Consider the following 21,633-nt stretch of genomic DNA (forward strand, 5'->3'; position numbering starts at 1 on the left):
CGGACCGGACACCGATGAATGACCATCCCCGGGACGGACGGGGGAACAGAAAGATTCTTGTGGTCAGCTTTCTCGCCTGGACCTTTACAAACATGGACCAGGCGTTCTTCGGCTACGCAATTCCGGGGATCCTCGCTGAATTCGACCTGCCACTGAAGGCCGTCGGGGTCATCATGACCCTGTCATTTCTCTTTGCCTCCATCCTCCTTGTTGCTGCAGGGCACCTCCCCGACCGCTACGGGCGGGCTCCGACGCTTAGTCTTTTCCTGGGCCTGTCAGCGTTTTTCGTCGGTCTACAGGGACTTGCAGGGGGGATTTTTCTCCTGACGCTGTTCAGGTCCCTGGGGTTCGGCCTCAGCGGCTTACTCTCACCGATCACCAATGCCTATGTGGTCGAAAACGTGAGTCCGCGGCGACGCGGGCTCGCCATGGGCGTACTGCAATGCGGCTACCCCCTCGGCTGGTTTCTGGCATCCGGTTTTGCCGCACCGCTGCTGGCTATCCATGGTTGGCGCTCAATGTTCTTCGCCGCCTTTCTTGTCATGCCAGTCGCGGCGGCTTTCTACTGGTTGCTCAGAAACGCTGCCGATGCACCACGTCGGGAGGCAGGTGCCCGGCGAGAGATCCCTATGAGAACACTGTTCACGCCCCAGTACCGCCGTCACAGCCTGGCGAGCATCGGGCTGCATTTCACCTTCGGGGGCGCCTATGCGGGCTCTGCATTCTTCTTTCCAACTTTTTTCACCACCACCCGCGGTTACTCAGAAGCCGATGCAGCCAGCCTGGTGGGACTCTCCAACGGAATCGCCATAGCAGGATACCTGCTCGCTGCCTTCGTGGGAGAGCGTTTGTTGACGCGCCGCACGGTCTTCATGTTTTGGACGGCGAGCGGCGTTGCTTCGCTGCTCGGTCTAACCTGGCTGAGCGGCAGCCGCCTCGGGGATACTGCCTGGTATGCGGCAACCGCCGCTCTACTGTACGGGTCAATGGCCGTACTACCCGTGCTGATTGCCGAACTGTTCCCCGTGCTTGCGCGAGCTCGCGCACTCGCAGTGACCGCTTCCGCCCCCCTGGCTCTGGGCTTTGCGGTCTTTCCAGTGGTGGTGCCTTATGTCGTCGAGGCCCTGGGTTGGGAGTGGACTTTCACGCTGCTTATCGCGCCGCTGCTATGTCTGGCCCTGATCTCTTCCAGTTTCCTACCAAACCGGGCTTCAGGGCTCACGCTGTCCTGAATCCAAGAGCCCCCGGCGGCGTTGCTCAGTGCATTTCCTCGCCGCCGCTGACGTTGAGTGCCTCTCCGGTGATGAAGCCTGCATCGTCCGACGCCAGAAAAGCGGCAGCAGAAGCAGTATCCTCGGGAAGACCAACGCGCCGAAGGGGAATGCGACCGCGCATTGCGTCCATGTACTCATCCACCGTTTGACCGCTATAGCTGGCAAAGTATGCGTTCTGCTTTTCACCGAGCTTCGTGGTGACATGATTCGGACAGATGGCGTTCACGGTGATAGCGAAAGGCGCAAGGTCGATAGCAGCAGAGCGAGTCAGGCCAATGAGCCCATGCTTCGAGGCCACGTAGGGCGCCATATGGGGGAAGCCTGACTTTGCAGCCTGGCTGGCGATATTGATGATTCTTCCGCCGCTACCCGCCTCACGCATAGCCATCGAGACCGCCTGGGTGCAGAGGAAGGCACCGGTCAGATTCACATCGACGACCCGCTGCCACTGCTCCGGATCGAGATCATGCAGGTGGTGCATCTCGAAGCCGATGCCGGCATTGTTCACCAGGATATCGACGCGCCCGAAGGTCTTTAGCGTTTCCTCAACCAGGCGAGCCACCTGGTCGGGCCGGCACACGTCACAGGCAACTGCAAGCACATCAACGCCGCTTTCTCGCAAGCCCTCCGCGACCATCTCCATCTCGTTTGTGGTTCCCAGATGCTCATCGAGGGACGGGTCAGACACCTCTCCGATATCGCTGACAACAAGCCTGCACCCCTCGGCGGCAAAGCGCCGAAGAATTCCCTCGCCCAGTCCACCACGGCGCCCGGCACCGGTCACCAACACCACCTTCCCGGCAAGGCCTTTCATGGCTCACTCCCCTTGTTGAACATACTTTTATGGCATGCGCTCTTCACGCATCACACCGGTCAGGACACCAGCGACTCGGAAAGCATGAAAACCGGGCTGTCGGCAAACGCCTGAAACTCTGCCGCGACCTTCTGCATTTCATCGCCGGCTATAGCTGCCTCAAACGCGGCGAAATCGTTGATCCTGATAATCTCGACATAGGCGCAAGGTGCCTCCCCGCCGGCAAGAGTCCCGACGGTTCGAAACACCTCGAAACCGTCGCAGGATTCCAGCCGTTCCACTGTGGGGATATCCACGCTCCTGGCCCAGTGTTCATACTCTTCCCTGCTACAGCCTGTTTTGAGATTGAACAGAACGATGAGGGTTTTCATAGGCGGTTTCCTAACTTTCTCCTTTGTCCCTTATAAAACTTTTACTTTCTTTTGACAACTCAAACACTATTTTTTTATTCTCCTCACCATCGAGGTAAAAACCTCGATACCACGCCGATCCGGCACCTCTGGCAAAGCCTCCGGCCGGCTCCAATCCGCCCCGAGCAAGACACCTGCCAATGGTCAGCACACCCTACCCCAAGTTGTTCAGCCCTTGTGAAATCGGGGGAATTACCCTGAAGAACCGGCTTGCTCATGCAGCCATCGTTACCCGCTATGTCGAGGGCGGAGAGGCAAGCGAGCGTCTCCTCAATTACTACCAAAGCCGCGCCCGGGGTGGCACCGCGATGATCGTCACCGAGCCGATTGCGATGACCGCCTATAACCGCCTTGGGAGTCGCTTGAGAGCCTGGGACGATGGGGCGCTTGATTCGCTGAAGCGCTGCGCCGAGGTTGTGGAGCGTGAAGATTCCCGTCTTCTTGGACAGGTGCAGGATGGTGGCCGCGGCCGCCATGAGGTCGGTCGCAATGATGGCGCCGTGGGCCCGTCGCCCCTGCCTGACGACCTCAGCTGGACCGTACCTAGAGTGCTTTCGACCGCCGACATACGCCGCATGATCGACGACTGGGCGGCGGGGTGTCTCCGCCTCAAGAACGCTGGGTTCAGTGGGGTCGAGCTATCCGCGGGTCACGGCCACCTGTTCCATCAGTTTCTATCACCCTGGGCCAATCGACGGGACGACGAGTTCGGCGGAGATCTCCCGGGTCGTGCCCGCTTCCTCCGCGAGTTGATCGCCGCTATCCGAGCCAGCTGCGGTCGCCCTTTCATCATCGGACTCAAACTTCCCGGTGACGACGGCGTCCCCGGCAGCATAGGCATCGAGGACGCCCACGCTATCGCGGATCACCTCGCGACGGAGACCGATGACTTCGACTACTGGACCTGGGCATGGGGTGCGCACGCGAACAGCCTATACAGGCACTTGCCCGACGCGCATGGTGAAAGGCACCCCTACCTCGGGGCTATCCGGAAACTCCGCCAGGTCGCGCCCGGCATTGCCACTGGCGCTCTGGGCTACCTCACAGACCCGAACGAATGTGAAACGGCGCTAAACGACGGCACTGCCGATATTGTCTTTCTTGGGCGCCCCCTGATCACGGACCCCGCCTTCGGGCACAAGGCTGCCTCGGGGCGAGAAGCACAGATCCGCTATTGTGTCACTTGCAACACCTGCTGGCGCTCGATCATCGAGGGGAACGCTTTGGCATGTGACAACAACCCGCGCGTGGGTTCGCCGAGGGAAGACAGGCCGGAATCGTCACGTGCAACGTACCGGAAGCACATCGTGGTAGTCGGCGGCGGCATTGCCGGTCTGGAGGCAGCACATACCGCAGCCGAGCGGGGCCACCGGGTGACGCTGCTGGGCGCCTCTCCTGAGGTAGGTGGGAAAACGCGCTTGCACGCCCAGTTGCCCGGCGGCGAAAACCTGAGTTCGATTTACGATTACCAGCTGCTCACGGCTCATCGCCATGGGGCCGAGCTGCGCCTCGGCGAGCCGGCGAAAACAGACGCCATTCTCGCCCTGGCACCGGATGTGGTCCTTCTGGCCACAGGCGCGACGGCAGCACCCCCTGCGTTCCTTACGGACGAATATTCGGGTCTCGTGCCCGATGCCAGGACCATGGCTGTCGATATGCTGGCGCGCACGGGCCGAGAGCCGGGCCGAGTGGTGCTTTACGACCAGGACCACACCGAGATGACCTACGCGCTGGCGGAGCTGCTGACGGACCGCTTCGAGGTAGTCACCATCGTCACACCGAGAGAACGCATCGCCAGCGATGTATCCCTGATCAATCGGCAGGGCATCTACCAGCGGCTCCACGATCGGGGTGTGGACATCATCACCTGCTCCAGGCCGGCAGATCTGGGCAGACTGGAGGCCGCGGAGCTTGAACTTATCAACGTCTACAACGGCAAATCCCGCATCCTCGAGGATGTCGCCTCGATCACTTATTCGACATCACGGGTCCCGAATGACCGGCTACTCAAGCCTCTGACCGATGCGGGGATTGAAGTCATCACCATTGGTGACTGCAGGGCGCCAAGAACCGTGCTGGCGGCCACCCGGGAGGGGTATGAAGTGGCGAGGGAGCTCTAAGTCATTCAGTGCTCAAGGAGACAATGGTGGTGAAGAAAAGAGTACAGAAGCATGAGCCCGCCAGAATCTCGACCAGCCAGCTTCGCTCTATCCAGACCTACAGCCTGAGCCGGCGTGACCTGCTCCTTGGTGCCGGTGCGACCTCCGGAAGCGCCTACATCAACGGAATCATGGTTACCCCCGCGATAACCTCCGCACAGCTGTTGGGCGAACAAATACTACCCCTGTGAGACGCGCCATTAGGCCGCCATTGCCGCTGTCGGCTGCCACGACTCATCCCGTCCGCACTGCAAGGCCAGCGGCTGACCGAGTGTGAATGAAGGCCAGTCTCGAGAGGCTCAGGCACCTCAACTCCACTAGGAACGCTAGCCCAGCGCGATACCCAGCGCCAGCAGCATCGGCGTCACCAGCGTGAGTGCCACGTGCTGCGCCATGTGCGGCACCAGCGCCGGCACCTCGTCGGCGTGCCGCGCCAGGCCGCGGAAAGCCAGCGCCGCAACGGGTACCGTGAGCAGCGTGAGCAGCACCCACCCGGGCAGCGCGTCGAAGGCCACCGACAGCAGCACGGAGACGTAGGCCGCGGCCAGGAACAGGCCGTAGACGCTGATGCCTGCGCGGTCACCCCAGGCCAGCAACAGGTGGTTGCGCCCGGCCCAGCGGTCCGCCTCGCGGTCCGGGAACTGGTTGATCAACAGCAGGTCGCTGACCAGGAACAGGGGCACCAGGGATGCGGCGGCGGCGGTAGCGCCGTACTGGCCGGTCAGCGCGAAGTACACGCCCATCACCATCAGTGGACCGAAAGCGACACCGGGAGCGAGCAGGCAGAGCAGCGGCGAGCGCGTGAGCCAGCGGGTGTAAAGCACGATCGTCACCACGCCGAGGAGCCCCAGCGGGAGCAGGGCCGCACCGCGAAGCTCCACGAAATAGAGCCCCACCAGGACCACTACGCACAGGCTGACCAGGCCCGTCACCAGCGCGTAATGGGCCTTGTCCGGGTGAGCCGGCAGCGTACCGGTGCCCCCGCTGAAGGGCGTGCGCTCCGTGCGCAGGTCGAGGCCGCTGCGAAAATCCTCGTACTCGTTGAGCGCGTTGACGCTGACGTGTGCGGCCAGGGCGCCGACCGCGGCCAGCAGGAGGTGCGGAAATTCGATGGCGTAGCCGTCATGCACGGCTGCCGCCCAGCCAAGGGAAACGCAGACCGGGACCAGCAGGAGGAACGGTGCGCGCATGGGACCGAGCGTGGCGGCGAGGTGGGCGTTGATCACGGGAAAATCCTTACAGCAAGCAGGACGCGGGCCCTATGATAATGGGTAATGCGCCAGGGCTGCACGCAGCGAGTCGAAGCCCTTGTAGCGCGCAAGAGCCGGCGGCGCCGCAGCAATGGCCGCGCCGAGGGCAGCCAGCGCACCGGGCCGTGAGGCCAGGGTTTCCAGCGGGTGCAGGAATACCCGGATGGTGAAGACAACGGCGCCCGTTTGCGGCAGCCGCACCAGCGTCTGGCGCTCCACACGGTAATACAGCGGCGAGGACGCCGCCTCCGGCGCTTTCCCCGGGCCGGGATGAAAGAGCCCCGGGTCTGCCTGCAGCGTCCAGTTGAAGCGCTCTACGGGGTGCTCCGGCCGGAGGTGGTCGAAGAAGCGGTCGATGCGCGGCGACAGGTCCTCGTGGATCCCGGGAATCGGGTCGTGGATCTCGCGCAGCGGCCGGCCGAGTTTCTCGGCAAGGCGCCAGTGGCTGGGGCTGCACAGGCTGGCGGCCGTGAGCCGATAGCCACCGTCGCCCGGCTCCATGATGACCAGATCCTCGGCGACCAGCAGTGACAGGGACCAGAGCGGGTCGGGCGTGGCCGGCGGCCAGGGCACCGAGAAGCCCGCGGCCGTGCAGTGGATAGCGTCACCCTCGCGGCGGTAGGCATCGCCGTGGGCCTCGAGGAGGTGACGCAGCAACTGCGCCGCGAGTTCTTCCTGGGCGGGCAGCGAGTCCGGCAGCCAGCGGTAGACGGCGGCCTTGTCGTCGGCGGCCAGCGCCTGCTTGTGCGCGTGGAAGCGGCCCAGGCTCGTATCCACCTCGATCCAGCTGCCACCGGCGAGGGGCGACAGGCCCATGGCCAGCAGCTCCGGCCGGGTGCAGTGGGGCAGGTAGCGCGGGGCACTGTCGTCGAGAATCACGGGAGCTCCTTCCCGGCGGGCTGACGGGGCGCTACCGTAGCGGATACTCCCCGCGGACGCGAGAACCGGCCATGCGACTTTTTTTTGGTCTTGACCCCCTTGCCGAAGACAAGCGCGCCATCGACGCCTGGCGGGCCCGGGTCGCCACCGCGGACGGCCGCCCGGTGCCGCCGGCAAACTTCCACCTCACCCTCGCCTTCCTCGGGGAAATCGACGAGCGCCGCCTCGAGGCGCTCTGCGACGCGGTCGACGGGCTCAGCCTGCCCGGCGCCGGGGAGCTCTGCCTGGACCGGGTCGGCTACTGGCCGAAGCCCGGCATTTTCTGGCTCGGCCCGGGCGTTCCACAGCCCGCGCTGGAAACCCTGGTCGCCGACCTTGGCCGGGCGGGACAGCGGGTGGGGGCACGACGGGAGCGCCGGCGTTTCGTGCCCCATATTACGCTCTACCGCGGCTGTCGCGTGCCGCCGCCAGCGCCGGCCGAAGCACCTGCCCTGCCCTTCCGCTATCGCGGAGTCACCCTGTTCGAGTCGCGACGAGGCCGGGACGGTGTGCGCTACGAACCGGTCGCCGCCTGGGATGGCGGGTAACAGCCCTAGGGGCCGGCGCGCAAATGCAGCGGCGGGATCGAGCGTGGCTGGTCAACCGAAAGCGCGGACGAAAGCGGCGTCGAGGTCCGCAATGAGATCGTCCACAGCCTCCAGGCCGGCATGCAGCCGCAGCAGCGTCTCGCCGGGTGCAAGCTGCCCGCCCGGCAGGTCGCGGGCCGGGACCATGGGCAGCGCCAGGCTCTCGAAGCCGCCCCAGGAATAGCCCATGCCGAACAGCTCGAGGCCGTCGAGGAAACGGGCGAGACCCGCCTCGTCGAGGCCGGTGAGCACGACGGCGAAGAGCCCGGAGGCACCGCGGAAATCGCGCCGGAAGATGTCGTGGCCGGGGCAGCCCGGCAGCCCGGGGTGGAGTACCCGCGCCACCTCACGGCGTTCACCCAGCCACCCGGCGAGCGCGTACCCGGCGCGCTCGTGCGCGGCGAGGCGCACCGCGAGGGTGCGCAGCCCGCGGCGCGCCAGCCAGGCATCATCCGGGGCGAGGTGGACGCCATTGCCGAGAACGTAGCCTCGCAGCCGCTCGTACAGTTCCCGGTCCGCCGTCGTGGTGACGCCGAAGAGCACGTCCGCATGGCCGTTCAGGTACTTGGTGCCGCTCTGGATAGCGAGGTCGACGCCGTGCTGCAGCGGGTTGAACAGCAGCGGTGTCGCCCAGGTGTTGTCGATGGCGGTCAGGGCACCGGCCTCCCGTGCCACCGCCGCGATGGCACCCACGTCCTGCACTTCGAAGGTCACCGAGCCCGGCGACTCGAGGAAGACGAGGCGCGTCGCCGGCTCCAGCCAGTCGCGCAGGCCGTCCCCGCAGCAGGGGTCGTAGAAGGTCGTGCGGATACCGAGGTCCGCCAGGCGGCCCTGGCAGAGCTTGCGGGTCGGGCCGTAACAGCTGTCGGGCATGAGCAGGTGGTCGCCGGGGCGCAGGAAGCACTGCAGCACATCGGCAATCGCGCCGAGCCCCGAAGGCGAAAGCACGGCCCCGGCACTGCCGTCGAGCGCGGTAAGGGCGTCTTCAAGGGCGCGCGTGGTCGGGGTACCGAGGCGCCCGTAGTAGAGGCGCCGGCGATCGAGGGGGTCGGCCTCGCCGGCCCGCAGCGCCCCATGATCATCGAAGAGCACAGTGGACGCCCGGTACACCGGTGTGGCGACGATGCCCCAGCCGGTATCGGCGTCGTGCACGAGACGGGTTTCAGGGGCAACGCGGTCGGGCTTCATCGGGGGCCTCCGGCCGGCGTGGCCGTCTGGACGGCACCGGCTTTGTCTGCAAGAGTATCCGCGGGCGCCGGCCAGGTAGCGCCACCGACCTGCCCGTGACCACGCCCGTCATCACAAGAGGCGCATCATGCCCAAAATCATCCTGCACCACTACCCGGAGTCCCCGTTCTCCGAGAAAATCCGCCTGCTGCTCGGCTACAAGCATGCGGGCTACCAGGCCGTAACGGTCCCGGTCATCATGCCCAAGCCCGAGCTCCTGCCGCTCACCGGCGGCTACCGGCGGACTCCGGTGCTGCAGCTCGGGGCCGACATCTACTGCGACACGGCACTCATCGCGCGGGTGATCGACGAACTGCTGCCGGAGGGAACCATCTACCCGCCGGGCAACGAGGCGACGGTCGCGGCGACCGCCCGCTGGACCGACAGCGTATTCTTCCGCAGCTGTGTTTCCCTGGCCTTCCAGCCGCAGGCGCTGGCTGAAAACGAGCTCTTCCAGGACCCGGCCGCAGCGGATGCTTTCTTCCGCGATCGCGCGGCGCTCACCGGCGGCAGCAGCCTCGCCATGGCGGCCCGGACCGCCCTGCCCCTGTTCCACAACCACCTCGGCAACCTGGACCGGCAACTCGCCGGCAGCGCCTTCCTGTTCGGCAACCAGCCGACCGAGGCGGACTTCTCCACCTATCACTGCTGCTGGTTCGTGCACCGCAATGCGGCGCTGGCCGGCGAGTTCGACCCGTACGCGAACCTGCGCCAGTGGATGAGCGTGATGCGCGAGTTCGGGCACGGCGAACAGGAGGCGATCGGCGGTGAGGATGCCCTCGCTGCGGCCGCTGCCGTGTCACCGCGCGTCGCCGAGGGGCAGTCCCTGGAGGCCCTGGACGGCCTGCGGCCTGGTGAGCGGGTCGAGGTGATGCCGACGGACTACGGCTTCGACCCGGTTAAAGGCGTGCTCATGCAATCGAGCGTGGAGCACCTGAGCCTGCTGCGCGAGGACCCGCAGGTAGGCACCGTGGCCGTGCATTTCCCGCGCGTGGGCTACCAGGTGACCCGCGCGGCGGACGACGGCTGACTCAGAGAAAGACGCCCCAGTAGCGGTACACGATCGTCCCCAGGAACGTTCCCAGAGCATAGCCCAGGACTCCTACCAGCACCCCCGGCGTCACCAGGCTGTGCCAGCCCCGCGTGGCTGCCAGCGCCGGCGCCGTGGTGGCACCCAGCACCGCCGCGTTGGAGGCCGTCACCAGCTCGGGCACCGTGAGGCCGAGCAGCCGGCCGAGGCTGAAGGTCACCAGCGCGTGCAGGGAGAGCAGGATCAGCACCAGGGCGATAAGCAGGGGCGCGACGGCGAGCATCGCCGGCACGTCGGCGCCGGCGGCAATCGCCGCGAAGAACACGAAGGAAAGCGCGACACCGAGCTCGAAGCTGCCGGCCAGGCGTTCGTGCAGCCCCGGCAGGGCCGTGGCGAGCACCAGCGCCAGGGCCGAGAGCAACACGTAGCGCCAGCCTTCCAGCGCGAAGGCAGCGACCAGGGCGTCGGTGACCGCGACCAGCACGAGCGAGGTCGCCAGCGCCAGGCAAAGCGTCGCGGCGGTGACCGGTGGCGCCGGCCCGGCCGCCTCGGCGCCGCTCTCCCGATGAGCCGGGAAGCGCCGGGCGAGCCAGCGCCAGCCGGGGGCGAGGGCGAGGAATCCAAGATAGACCGCGCTGAACAGGTTGTCCGCGGCCGTCGCCGCGGAGAAAAAGGAAGCGTCGCGGTTGAGGCCGGTGATCTCCCCGAGCGCCGCGTAGTTGACCGAGCCGCCGATGTAGGTCGAGGTGAACAACCCGGCCACGGCGGGCTCGCGGTCCGCCGGCGCCAGGCCGGCCGCCGCCCCCAGGCCGCCGAGATCCAGGAGCAGCGCAGCCACGGTCACGCCCGCCACCGTGCCCAGGGCGGCAACCCCGAAAGCCACCGTCATCCGGGCACATTCCCGGAACAGGCGCCGGAGATCCGCCTGGAACAGGAACAGCGGGATCAGCACCGGTACCAGGTAGGTGAACACGAAATCGTAGGCGGGCGCGGCGTGCGGGATGAGCCCCAGGTTGGCGGCCGCAATGGCGCCGAGGATCGCGATCACGGCGCCGGTGAGGTGGCCGCCGATACGCGTGCGCTCGAGCAGGAACGCCGCGCCCGCGATGGCGAACAGCCCGGCCATCACCGCCAGGTGCTCGCCGGGAGAGACCAGGCTCACCGGCGGCCACCGCCCGGCGCGCGTACTTCAGCCACCAATGGGTGACCCCGGCGGCAGTTCCCGGGCGGGAGGCGGCGGGGGAAAGCCCTCGCCGGCCTCGGCCGCCTCGATGAGAGCGAGCTGGTAGGCGTAGAAGGCATCGTAGCCCGGCGCCGGCCGCAGCTGCCGGCGGAAGAAACGCGCCGCGCGCTCCAGGGCCGCGTGCGCCTCGGCGCGCACTTCCGGGGCCACCGCATCGGCCGTGAGCAGCGAACGCCAGTGACCGAGGAGTACCGATGCGGCCCGTTGCGTGAGCAGCCGCTCCTCACCGCTGTGCACCGGCGTGACCAGCGCCGCCTCCAGGCTGCGGAAGAGGCCGTCCACCCCGGGCTGCGCCTTGTCGACGGCGTGCTGCCAGGCCATGCGCGCGAGCCGCTCCGGATGCAGGAGCACGCCGAGGGTATGTGCGGCGCTGGCCTCGGCCAGGGAAACAGGATCGGGCAGAGCGCCCTGGTAGCCGTCAGGATTCTCCCGGTTGCGCTCGTAGCCATAGGCCTGCGGTGCCAGCTGCGCCCGCAGTCCGGCGGGCAGGGCGAGCTGCGCCGGGGCCAGGGTCGCCAGCAGCGCCTCCAGGGCACGCCGCTGCTCATCCGGGGGCACCGGCTGCTGGCGGTAGGACTCTCCCGGCTCGCGAACGGCATAGCGGTAATCGACACCGCCGAGCGACTTGCCGACGGCCTCGACCTGGTAGCGATGATAAAAATAGACCGGCACGAGGATGCGCTCGAGTGCCGAGTAGGGGGTGCCCGCCTTCAGGGTCCGCTCGCCGAGACGACCGAGGGCGACGGCGCGCAGCGCCAGCATGCGCTCGAGCTCTGCCACCGCGTCCGCGCCATTGTCCCAGAGATGGCTGCGCGGGTGAAAATCCCGGGCCTCGCGGGAGTCCGGGTCGGAAAGGAACTCGAAGCCGGCTTGCCGGCCCTCGCGCACGTAGGCCGCGAGGGCCGCACGCTCCTTGCTGCCCTTGCCGAAGTAACCGTAGCCGTAGGTGATCGTACGCTTGTCCCAGGCACCGATGCCGGTATCGTAGGCACCGGCCAGCGTCACCTCACCGTTGTCGTCGAGGCGGATCAGCGGCTGCGGATAATCCATGACCGAGGCCCGGTCACGGCCGCTGGCGGCGAAGTTGTGGGCGAGGCCCAGCGTGTGACCCACCTCGTGGGCGGCGAGCTGGCGGATGCGCGCGAGCGCCATGGCCGTCAGTTCCGGTGCCGGCTCCTCGCCGGTCTCGAAGGGCGAGGTCATACCCTGGGCGATGAGCCAGTCCTGGCGCACGCGCAGGGAGCCCAGGGTGACGTGGCCCTTGATGATTTCCCCGGTGCGCGGGTCGAGGACCGAGGAGCCGTAGGACCAGCCCCGGGTGGCCCGGTGCACCCACTGGATCACGTTGTAGCGCACATCCATCGGGTCAGCCTCCGGGGGCAGCAGCTCCACGCGGAAGGCATCCTCGTAGCCGGCGGCCTCGAAGGCCTGGTTCCACCAGCGCGCCCCCTCGAGCAGGGCGCCGCGCACGGGCTCCGGCGTGCCGGGGTCCAGGTAGTAGACGAGGGGTTCGACCGGCGCGCTGCGCTCGGCGCGGGGGTTGCGCTTCTCGAGCCGGTGCCGCGGGATGAAGCGCTGTGTCACCGGTTCATCGATCGGCGTGGCATAGTCGCGGTAGCTGAAAGACCAGAAGCCGGACTCGGGATGATAGGCGCGCGGCTCATAGCCCGGTTCCGGCAGGGCGACGAAGCTGTGGTGCATGCGCACGGAGAAGCTGTGCGGGTCCGGCGCCACGGCCTCGAGAAACTCGCCGGGGTCGTCGCCGGTGAAGGTGATCGTCGCCTCGAACTCGCTGTTGCGCGGAAAGCCCTTTGTCCGCGGCAGGTAAAGGGCGGAGCGATCCGCGTCCACCGTGAAGGTGCCCTGCGCCTTGGACGCCAGGTCGCGGGCGAGGCCGCGGGCGTCGCGGAGCAGGAAGTCCGTCGCATCGACGAGGACGGCGCCGTCGTGGCGCGCCACCACGGGAAAACCCCATAGCACCGAACTGGCGAAGGCTTCCTGCACCGCCGCCCGCTCCTCGGCACTGTCGCTCACCGCGCGGAAAGCGGTGTTGCGCCGGTGCAGGAGCACCCGGTCACCGGCACGCTCGAAACGCACCAGCGCCGCCGGGCCGCTGTCCAGCTCACCCCGGTCGAAGCCGAGGTCATTGGATCCGACGCCCCGGGGCAGGCCGGTCTGGTAGATCATGTCCTCGCCAAAGCGCTCGATGGCGAAGTAGAGGCGGCCGGCCCGGCGGTCCACGTAGAAGGGCAGGAAGCCGGGAACGGCCTCCATATCGCGGGTGTAGTCGGCAATGGCGCCGCCACCGGCCGGCGCCTGCGGATCGCCGCCGCAGCCGGCGACGACCAGCGTGGCGACCAGTACGAGGAACAGGCGCTTCATGCGTCACCTCCCTGGGCGCGCACCAGCCGGGCCGTGGTGGTCGCCGTGGCCGTGAGCCGGCCATCCGCAGTGAACAGCTTGCCGCTCATGAACCCCGTGCTGCGGCCGGCGCGATCGAGGAAACCCACGGCGTGGTAGCGCCCGGCGCGGGAGGGTTCGAGGAAGCTGACCTTGATCTCCAGCGTCGCCACGTTGCTGATGCCGGGGACATGGGCGAAAGCCGCGTGGGACATGGCGGCATCGAGCATCGCGGTGACGAAGCCGCCCTGGATGATATCGACCGAGTGGCAGTAATCCCGGCTGATCTCGAAATGCATCGTGCAGCTTGCCTCGTGGTGGTCCACGGCAGCCACGTGCCCGCAGAGCAGGTCGAGGAAGCCGGGGCGCATCGCGTTCATGCGCTCGATGATGGCCGAACTGTCGGGCGGGCTGCCGGCCCCGTCGGCGGTGTGGTTGTCGGCGGCGTCCATGGCGTGTTCCCCTCCATCCTGGCTGGCCCGCGATCATAGCCCAGGCCGCCCCGTCGGTACCATGGCGGGGAGGAAAGGCAGCGGGTGAAACCCGGCCTGCGGCGCAGCGGCGGGCTTGCATCGGCGCCCCAACGGGTTCAGGATACTGGATCATTTTCCACTATACTGCACAGAAGAGCGAGCATGCCCATGGATGCACTGGTCAAGCGAGAGGCGGGCCCCGGCCTCAGCCTCGAGTCCGTGCCTGAACCGACGGTCGGCATCAACGACGTCCTCATCCGCGTCAAGCGGACGGCCATCTGCGGTACAGACATGCACATCTACAACTGGGATGCCTGGGCACAGAAGACCATCCCGGTGCCCATGGTGGTCGGCCACGAGTTCGTCGGCGAGATCGTCGAGGTCGGCAGCAACGTCAACGATTTCCGCCCCGGGCAGCTCGTGTCCGGGGAGGGGCACGTGGTCTGCGGCCGCTGCCGCAACTGCATGGCCGGGCGCCGCCACCTCTGCGCCCACACCAGCGGTATCGGCGTGAACCGGCCCGGCGCCTTTGCCGAGTACGTGGCACTGCCCATGTCCAACGTCTGGGAGCACAAAGCCGGCATCGACCTGGATGTCGCCGCCCTCTTCGACCCGCTGGGCAACGCCGTGCACACCGCGCTGCAGTACGATCTCCTCGGCGAAGACGTATTGATCACCGGCGCGGGGCCGATCGGCGCGATGGCCGCCGCGGTCTGCCGGCACGCGGGCGCGCGGCACGTGGTGATCACCGACGTCATCGACGAGCGGCTGGCGCTGGCCGCCCGCCTCGGCGCGACGCGGACGGTGAACGTCACCCGGGAGACGCTCGACGCCGTGCAGGCCGAACTCGGCATGCAGGAAGGTTTCGACGTCGGCCTGGAAATGTCCGGCAACGGCACCGCCTTCAACGACCTCATCGCCAGCATGTGCCACGGCGGCAGGATCGCCATGCTCGGCATCCCCGGCGAGAACACCGCCATTGACTGGAACACGGTCATCTTCAACATGCTCACCCTGAAGGGTATCTACGGCCGCGAGATGTACGAGACGTGGTACAAGATGTCGGTGATGGTCGAAAGCGGCCTGGACATCTCGCCGGTGATCACCCACCGCATGGACTACCGGGACTACGAGGCCGGGTTCGCCGCCATGAACGACGGCAAGGCGAGCAAGGTCATCCTCAACTGGGATCGAGGGGAGTAAGGCATGTACGGCAGTTTCCGGGAACACCTGGCCGCCGAGCTCGACGGCATCGAGCAGGCGGGCCTGACCAAGCACGAGCGGCTCATCGCCACACCGCAGGGCGCGCACGTGGGCGTCGCCGGGGACGGTGAGGTGCTCAACCTCTGCGCCAACAACTACCTGGGGCTCGCCCAGCACCCGGCGGTGAACGCCGCGGCGGCGCAGGGCCTCGAGGACTGGGGCTACGGCATGGCCTCCGTACGCTTCATCTGCGGCACGCAGACGCTGCACAAGGAGCTGGAGGATGCGCTGAGCGCCTTCCTCGGCACCGAGGACACGATCCTCTACCCCTCCTGCTTCGATGCCAACGGCGGCCTCTTCGAAACGCTCCTCGGCGCGGAAGACGCGGTGATCTCCGACGAGCTGAACCACGCCAGCATCATCGACGGCGTGCGCCTGTGCAAGGCGAAGCGCTACCGCTACCGCAACAACGACATGGCGGACCTCGAGGCGCAGCTGAAGGCCGCGGACGCCGCCGGCGCACGCTTCAAGCTCATCACCACCGATGGCGTCTTCTCCATGGACGGCTACATCGCGCGCCTGGACGCCATCTGTGATCTCGCCGAGCGCTACGGCGCCCTCGTGCACTTCGACGACTGCCACGCGACGGGCTTTGTCGGTGCCACCGGGCGCGGCACCCACGAACTGACCGGCTGCATGGACCGGGTGGATATCATCACCGGCACGCTCGGCAAGGCCCTCGGCGGCGCCAGCGGCGGCTATACGGCCGCGCGCGGCGAGATCGTCGCCCTCCTGCGCCAGCGCTCGCGCCCCTACCTCTTCTCGAACACCGTCGCACCGCCGGTCGTGGCCGGCGCCATCAAGGCGCTGGCGCTGGTCGATGAGGAACCGGCGTTGCGCGAGCGCCTGGCGAACAACACCGCGCGCTTCCGCGAGGGGCTGGAGCGCCTCGGCTTCGAGCTGCTCCCGGGGGAGCACCCGATCGTCCCGGTGATGCTGCACGACGCGGCGCTCGCCGCGCGCTTCGCCGACGAGATGCTGAAGCTCGGGGTCTACGTGGTGGCCTTCTCCTACCCGGTGGTGCCGAAGGGCAAGGCGCGGATCCGCACGCAGATGTCAGCGGCGCTGTCCGACGACGACATCGACCGGGCCCTGGAGGCCTTCGCGCGGACCCGGGAGAGTCTCGGACTCTAGCGCCGGATCAATTGCGGAAGTCGGTCTCGACCTCGGCGGCGAGGTACAGGAAAGCCGCATAGGCGGCCACGTTCTGCGCCAGCGCGGCCGGGTCGATCTTGTCGAGCGTATCGTCCGGCGTATGGTGCAGGTCAAAGTAGTCCCAGCCGTTCTGGATCAGCCCGGCCACCGGCACGCCGGCCTCACGCAGGTACTTGAGATCGGGCCCGCCGCGGGCCGTGTTGCTGCCCGGACCGATGCCGAGCGGATGCAGCACGGCGCGGATCGCGGCGGTAGTCGCCAGCGCCTCGGGCCCCACCGCCGTGTCGAAGCGCCAGATGCGACCGGCGCCGAAGTCTGATTCCGCGGCAATGACGTGCCGGTCCAGCGCTTCCGCGTGCTGTTCCGCGTAGGCCTTCGCACCGACCAGGCCGACCTCCTCGGCACCGAACAGCACCACGCGCACCGTGCGCCGCGGCGCTTCCGGCAAAGCCTTGAGGAGCCGCGCCGCGGCCACCACGATGCCGACGCCGGCGCCGTCGTCCACCGCCCCGGTGCCGAGATCCCAGGCGTCGAGGTGCGCGCCGGCGAGCACGATGTCCTCCGGTGCCTCCCGCCCGGGAATCTCCGCCACCACGTTGCCGGAGCGCGAGGGCGGCAGCAGCTGCGGGGTCAGCACGAGACGGACCGTGACGCTATCGGCGCGGGCGAGCGCCCGGCGAAGCTGGTCCGCATCCGGGGCGGAGAGCGCTGCCGTCGGCACGCCGCCGCCCTGACCCTCGGTGAGGCGGCGCATCTGGCCCGTGTGCGGGAAGCGGTGCGAATCGGTGCCCACGGAACGGATCAGGGCGCCGACGGCCCCGAGGCGCTCCGCCTCGTAGGCCGTGGCCCGGCGCTTGGCGACCGCGACACCGTAACCGGAGCCATCCTGGGTGCGCGTCATCGGCTCGTCGACGAAAACGATTCGTCCCGCGAGCGACCCGTCAGGTGCCGCCTGCAGCGCCGCCAGGGACGGGAAGGCGACGATTTCGCCGGCCACACCCTTGGGCCCTGTGGACGTGCTGCCGCCGAGGGCCGTGACTGCAAGCGGCTGCGGAAAGGGCTCGAGAATCTCGGCCCGTTCGTCACCGCGCACCCACAGCGGCACCTCGAAAGGCTCGACGCGGACGTTCGCGAAGCCGAGGTCCGTCAGGCGGGCCACGGCCCAGTCGCGGGCACGGGCCTCCTGGGCCGTACCGGCGAGGCGGGGGCCCACCTCGGTGGTGAGCGAGGTCACCAGCTCCATCGCCAGCTCATCGTCGAGGGCCGCGGCGATGAGCCCGTCCGCTGTCGCCCGCACCTGGGGCGCCAGCAGCGCGTCTGCCGCACGGGCGAGTGGCGCGAGGAGCAGGAGGGAACAGGCGAGGACGAGCGGGAAGCGGCGCATGGGGAAATCCTGTGACTCAAACAGGCGCCTATCCTGCCACCCTCGTCCGGGGCGCGCCAGTGCCGGCAGGAAGCGGCGCCCCCTGCACCGCGGCCGGTATGCCAGAACCCGCACGGGCGCCGGCCCGGAACCGCGCAGCCCCACGGTTCAGGCCCGGAAACTGACAGCCGCCAGGGACTCCTCGTCGGTACAGGTAATCGTGCTGGTCTTGAAGTTCAGATCCACGAACAGCTCGCAGAAGTGCTCGCCGCGGCGCCAGGCCATGGCCACGCTGCTGTCGTTCGAGTAGAGCAGTTCGAAGCTGCCGTCAAACGCCGGATGCCGGTTGCGGAAACGCATGAGCGCCAGCAGCCGCTGGACGACCGGCTGCTGCACCGCCCGGTCCACAGCCTCCAGGCTGTAGTAGCTGCGGTTGATGTCCCGCAGCTCCCCGGTGTGCTCCATGAGGCCCGTGTCGTTACACCCGGCGAGAAGCCCGACGTAGTAGACCTGCGGGATGCCCGGCGTGAAGAACTGGATCGCCCGCGCGGCGATGTAGGCATCGTCGTTCTGCATCAGGGCGTCGTAGTAAGTGCAGGTGAGCTGGTAGATGGCGCCGACGCTGTGAATGTTGGCGGCGGACTTGCGCAGGATCGGGTCGGCACTGCGCGCGTCGATGTTGTTGATCAGGACCTTCAGCCTGTCCTCCGGCAGGATGCCTTCCACATCCGGAATGCAGATGCCGTCATGCGTATCCAGCACCGTGACCATGTTGCGCGGGCACATGCGCAGCCACTGCTTGAGATAGGTGCTGTTGGCGTCGAGGAGCGAGTAGAGCAGCAGCGGCGGCAGCGCGAAGCCGTAGGGCCGCATGTCCCGGCGGCTGAGGGCATACTGGTAACTGTAGTGGTCGTGGACCTCCGGCAGGCATTCGGCGCCGTTGGCCCTCGCCACACCGTTCACCCACTCCAGCAGCCGGTAGACATCCGGCTCCACCAGGAAGCAGCTGGTGCCGATGCGCTTCGTGGTATAGCCGAAGGCATCGAGGCGCAACAGCTTCGCACCGCGGGCCGTGAGGAAGGTGATGTAATCCTCCATGAGCTCATAGGCCAGGGGCGCATCGTAGTTGAGGTCGATCTGGTGCTCCGTGAAGGTGCACCAGACCCGCGCACTGCCGCCGCTGGCGAAGGTCACCTCCCGGAACGGCTCCTTCTCCTTGCGGATATGGATCCTGGCGAGGTCGTCGGCCGTGATCTCGCCCAGCCTGTCCACGTCCACGAACAGCTCCGCCCAGGGCGACTCAAAGCCCTTCTCCCGGAAATCGCGGAACTGGGCCGACTCGTCGGAGATATGGTTGATGGTCAGATCCACGCAGAGGTCATAATCGGCGGCGAGGGCCTCGATGTCATCCCAGTCCCCGTAGCGGGGATCGACCTCCTTGTGCGTCAGCGGCGAGAAGCCCGCGTCGGCGTTGGAGGGATAGAAGGGCAGCAGGTGCAAACCGCCGATGGCACCGGCGAAGTGCCGCTCGAGCACGGCGCGCAGGTCCCGGAGGTTCTCGCCCAGCCGGTCGGGATAGCAGATGAGCTGTACCGCGTTGCGCAGGGCCACGGGGAATCAGCGAACGCCGCCGGACGCGTCAGCCACCGCGGGCATGCGCCCGCACGGCGGCCATGAATTCACTGCCCCAGAGGGCGATGTCATAGTGGCGCACCGAGTCGTAGGCTTCCGCCAGGCGGCTGCGGGCCTCGTCGCGGCTCAGGGTCAGGCCGAGGTAGCAGGTGGTGACCAGTTCGTGCGGATCGTGCGGGTTGGTGAGAATCGCCCCGCGCAGCTCCGCTGCGGCACCGGCGAACTCGGAGAGCACCAGCACGCCGCAGCCGCCGGTCTTGCCCTGGGTGGCGACATATTCCTTCGCGACCAGGTTGAGGCCGTCGCGCAGCGGGGTGATCCACATGACGTCGGCGACGGCGTAGTAGGCCACGAGCTGTTCGAAGGGCACGCTGCGGAAGAAGAACTGCAGCGGCATCCAGCCGATCTGCGCGAAGCGGCCGTTGATGCGGCCCACCGTCTGCTCGATCTGCGTCTGCAGCTCGTCGTAGATGGTCATGCCCTGCGCCGCCGGCACACAGATCGTGACCAGCGTGACCTTGCCGCGCAGCTCCGGGTTTTCCTCGAGCAGCGTCTCCCAGGCGATGAGTTTCTCCAGGATGCCCTTGGTGAAATCGAGCCGCTCTACCGAGAGCACCAGCTTCTGCCCCTTCAACTCCTCGCGCAGTTCACCGATGCGCGCCTGCACCGCTTCGTCGTCGAGCGCGCTCTGCACCCGGCCGAGATCCAGGCCCACAGGGTGCGCGCCGAGGCCGATGCGCCGCCCCGCGACCTCGATCTCGGAGGTCATCTCCTCCAGGCCCACGGCACAGCCGTAGGTGAAGAAGCGCGGCGCGCAGTTGACCTTTTCCCGCACCTCGATGGGCATCACGCCCCGGGCCACATCGACGAAGTTCTCCGCCTGCCGCGGGATGTGAAAGCCGATGTAGTCGCACTGCAGCAGGCTGCCGACGATCTGCCGCCGCCAGGGCAGCACGTTGAACACGTCCGCCGAGGGGAAGTAGGTATGGTGGAAGAAGGCGATGGTCAGGTCCGGGCGCAGTTCGCGGAGATAGGCGGGCACCATCCACAGGTTGTAGTCGTGGATCCAGATCACCGCGCCCTCGGCCGCCTCGGCCGCCGCCCGCTCGGCGAAGCGCCGGTTCACCTCCAGGAAGACGTTCCAGTGTTCCTCGTGGAAGCTCGCCCGCTCCCAGAACGTGTGCAGCGTCGGCCAGAAGGCCTCCTTCGAGAAGCGCTTGTAGAAGATCTCGACTTCCGCTTCGGACAGCGCAACCCGCGCGGCGACCAGCTTGGGGTAGCGCTCGAGGTCGACATCCGTATGCACCTCGAAGGGACCGAGGTCCGGGTCGTCGATGGCCCAGGCCACCCAGGAGCCGGCGCGGCCGTCGGCGAAGAAGGACAACAGGGTGGGCAGAATGCCGTTCGGCGACTTGGGCCGTCGCCGCTTGCGTTCACCGTCCTCGACGAATTCCTCGTAGGGCAGGCGATGGTAGACCATGACCAGGTCCGACTTGCCCGTCCGGCTCACGGCCTGCAGCTCCGCATCCACGCCCTCGCTGCCGAGGAAGCCGAAGTAGTGGAAGGCCTCGAGAATGCCGCCGGCGCCGGGTTCGCGCGCGTGGTAGACCCGCGCCAGTTCCTGGGTGGCGAGCAGCAGGCCCTCCTCCGAGTCGCCCACGCACACACCCTTGAAGCCCTGCTCGTACATCGAAAGGTCGTTGAGCGTATCACCCGCGACCATCACCTCTTCCGGGTCGATGCCCAGGTGGGCCACCAGCCGGGTCAGCGTGCGGCCCTTGTTGACCCCCTTCGGCAGCACGTCGAAATACTTGCCGGCCGAGAACAACAGATCACAGCCGAGTTCAGCGACGGTACGGCGCACGGCGTCGTCGATATGGTGCTCCTCGCAGAAATAGGAGCAGCGACGCTCCTGCGGCACCTCCTGGCGCTGCAGTTCCGTAAAGCCCGCCAGCGCTTCGGCGACGACGTGCTCGCCGGGCCATAGCTGGTCGATGGGCTCCTGGAGGGCGAGCACGGGCTGCTGGCTTTCGCCGTGAACCACCGTGGCACCGACATCGCTGATGATGTAATCCGGCGCGGGAATGGTCGGGTCCGCGAGGAGCGGGAGAACGTGCTCGAGACCACGGCCAGTCACGAAGACCAGGTCGATGCCCGGGTGGGCCGCGATGAGCTGGTAGAGCCTGAGGCGACCCTCCTGGTCGCCGCCGAGAAAGGTGCCGTCGAGGTCTGTGGCTAGAAGCATAACGCTTGGCGCCTTCCGGCCGGTCGGTACCGGGGCCGAACCCCGCCACCGCGGCCTGCGCCGCCGGGTCCTCCTTTGGGGAATTGCTGCAGGTTGACGCGTCCGCCATCGACGAACGCCACGAGAAAACCCTACCACAGGCACCGGGGAGCGGCCAGCGGTCCCCCGGGGTGGCCAGCCGGGTGAGGCG

Annotated in this window: 17 protein-coding genes; 6 read left to right on the forward strand and 11 right to left on the reverse strand. The window is 67.5% G+C overall.

The genetic code is table 11. From position 1 onward, the window contains the following. Window positions 1-14 precede the first annotated feature (14 nt). Entirely contained in the window at window positions 15-1,232 is a 1,218-nt protein-coding gene (locus ACX93N_RS10965; protein WP_459428459.1) for an MFS transporter, read from the forward strand. A gap of 25 nt (window positions 1,233-1,257) precedes the next feature. On the opposite strand, the gene ACX93N_RS10970 is transcribed toward ACX93N_RS10965, so the two are convergent. Continuing rightward, window positions 1,258-2,088 (reverse strand): SDR family NAD(P)-dependent oxidoreductase, encoded by an 831-nt coding sequence (locus ACX93N_RS10970; RefSeq protein ID WP_459428460.1) that lies wholly within the window; start codon window positions 2,086-2,088, stop codon window positions 1,258-1,260. Window positions 2,089-2,147: 59 nt separating this feature from the next. Further along, a complete protein-coding gene (locus tag ACX93N_RS10975) occupies window positions 2,148-2,459 on the reverse strand; it encodes an EthD family reductase (RefSeq protein ID WP_459428461.1) in 312 nt (103 codons plus the stop codon). 179 nt (window positions 2,460-2,638) lie between these two features. Here ACX93N_RS10975 and ACX93N_RS10980 point away from each other — a divergent pair, with 179 nt between their 5' ends. Further along, window positions 2,639-4,618, forward strand: coding sequence for an oxidoreductase (locus tag ACX93N_RS10980; protein WP_459428462.1), 1,980 nt, complete (start codon window positions 2,639-2,641; stop codon window positions 4,616-4,618). Window positions 4,619-4,983: 365 nt separating this feature from the next. Here ACX93N_RS10980 and ACX93N_RS10985 read toward each other — a convergent pair whose 3' ends face one another. Both ACX93N_RS10985 and ACX93N_RS10990 read right to left on the reverse strand, forming a co-directional pair. Further along, the gene (locus ACX93N_RS10985) at window positions 4,984-5,883 is read right to left on the reverse strand and encodes a prenyltransferase (RefSeq protein ID WP_459428463.1); all 900 of its coding nucleotides are present in this window, start codon (window positions 5,881-5,883) and stop codon (window positions 4,984-4,986) included. Window positions 5,884-5,916: 33 nt separating this feature from the next. After that, window positions 5,917-6,786 (reverse strand): heme-dependent oxidative N-demethylase family protein, encoded by an 870-nt coding sequence (locus ACX93N_RS10990; protein WP_459428464.1) that lies wholly within the window; start codon window positions 6,784-6,786, stop codon window positions 5,917-5,919. Window positions 6,787-6,857: 71 nt separating this feature from the next. Between ACX93N_RS10990 and thpR the strand changes: the two genes are divergently transcribed. Then, window positions 6,858-7,373: an RNA 2',3'-cyclic phosphodiesterase gene (thpR, locus tag ACX93N_RS10995; protein WP_459428465.1), complete on the forward strand. Its 516-nt coding sequence runs from the start codon at window positions 6,858-6,860 to the stop codon at window positions 7,371-7,373. A gap of 51 nt (window positions 7,374-7,424) precedes the next feature. On the opposite strand, the gene metC is transcribed toward thpR, so the two are convergent. Continuing rightward, window positions 7,425-8,600: a cystathionine beta-lyase gene (gene metC / locus ACX93N_RS11000; RefSeq protein WP_459428466.1), complete on the reverse strand. Its 1,176-nt coding sequence runs from the start codon at window positions 8,598-8,600 to the stop codon at window positions 7,425-7,427. 127 nt (window positions 8,601-8,727) lie between these two features. Between metC and ACX93N_RS11005 the strand changes: the two genes are divergently transcribed. After that, window positions 8,728-9,669 carry a glutathione S-transferase family protein gene (locus tag ACX93N_RS11005; protein WP_459428467.1) on the forward strand — a complete coding sequence of 314 codons (942 nt, stop codon included), beginning with the start codon at window positions 8,728-8,730 and terminating at the stop codon, window positions 9,667-9,669. A 1-nt stretch (window position 9,670) separates the two neighbouring features. On the opposite strand, the gene ACX93N_RS11010 is transcribed toward ACX93N_RS11005, so the two are convergent. From ACX93N_RS11010 to ACX93N_RS11020, 3 genes are read right to left on the reverse strand one after another with little or no spacing between them, the layout of a single operon-like run. Further along, window positions 9,671-10,831 carry a DUF819 family protein gene (locus tag ACX93N_RS11010; protein ID WP_459428468.1) on the reverse strand — a complete coding sequence of 387 codons (1,161 nt, stop codon included), beginning with the start codon at window positions 10,829-10,831 and terminating at the stop codon, window positions 9,671-9,673. 27 nt (window positions 10,832-10,858) lie between these two features. Continuing rightward, window positions 10,859-13,294, reverse strand: a complete 2,436-nt coding sequence (locus ACX93N_RS11015; RefSeq protein WP_459428469.1) for a zinc-dependent metalloprotease — start codon at window positions 13,292-13,294, stop codon at window positions 10,859-10,861. Further along, complete coding sequence (locus ACX93N_RS11020; RefSeq protein ID WP_459428470.1) at window positions 13,291-13,764, reverse strand: PaaI family thioesterase; 474 nt, start codon at window positions 13,762-13,764, stop codon at window positions 13,291-13,293. Before ACX93N_RS11020 ends, ACX93N_RS11015 begins: the two co-directional genes overlap by 4 nt. A 189-nt stretch (window positions 13,765-13,953) precedes the next feature. Here ACX93N_RS11020 and tdh point away from each other — a divergent pair, with 189 nt between their 5' ends. Continuing rightward, on the forward strand, window positions 13,954-14,988 hold the full coding sequence (gene tdh, locus ACX93N_RS11025) for an L-threonine 3-dehydrogenase (protein ID WP_459428502.1): 1,035 nt from the start codon (window positions 13,954-13,956) through the stop codon (window positions 14,986-14,988). A 3-nt stretch (window positions 14,989-14,991) separates the two neighbouring features. Beyond that, window positions 14,992-16,182, forward strand: coding sequence for a glycine C-acetyltransferase (gene kbl, locus ACX93N_RS11030; protein ID WP_459428471.1), 1,191 nt, complete (start codon window positions 14,992-14,994; stop codon window positions 16,180-16,182). A 7-nt stretch (window positions 16,183-16,189) separates the two neighbouring features. Here the strand turns inward: kbl and ACX93N_RS11035 are convergent, their stop codons facing one another. The 3 genes from ACX93N_RS11035 to ggpS all read right to left on the reverse strand — a co-directional run bounded on the left by ACX93N_RS11035 (window position 16,190) and on the right by ggpS (window position 21,443). Beyond that, window positions 16,190-17,587, reverse strand: coding sequence for a M20/M25/M40 family metallo-hydrolase (locus ACX93N_RS11035; protein WP_459428472.1), 1,398 nt, complete (start codon window positions 17,585-17,587; stop codon window positions 16,190-16,192). 147 nt (window positions 17,588-17,734) lie between these two features. Continuing rightward, on the reverse strand, window positions 17,735-19,177 hold the full coding sequence (gtfA, locus tag ACX93N_RS11040) for a sucrose phosphorylase (protein ID WP_459428473.1): 1,443 nt from the start codon (window positions 19,175-19,177) through the stop codon (window positions 17,735-17,737). 28 nt (window positions 19,178-19,205) lie between these two features. Continuing rightward, on the reverse strand, window positions 19,206-21,443 hold the full coding sequence (ggpS, locus tag ACX93N_RS11045) for a glucosylglycerol-phosphate synthase (RefSeq protein ID WP_459428474.1): 2,238 nt from the start codon (window positions 21,441-21,443) through the stop codon (window positions 19,206-19,208). Between the last annotated feature and the right edge of the window lie 190 nt (window positions 21,444-21,633).

Source organism: Pseudohaliea sp. (assembly GCF_054552115.1).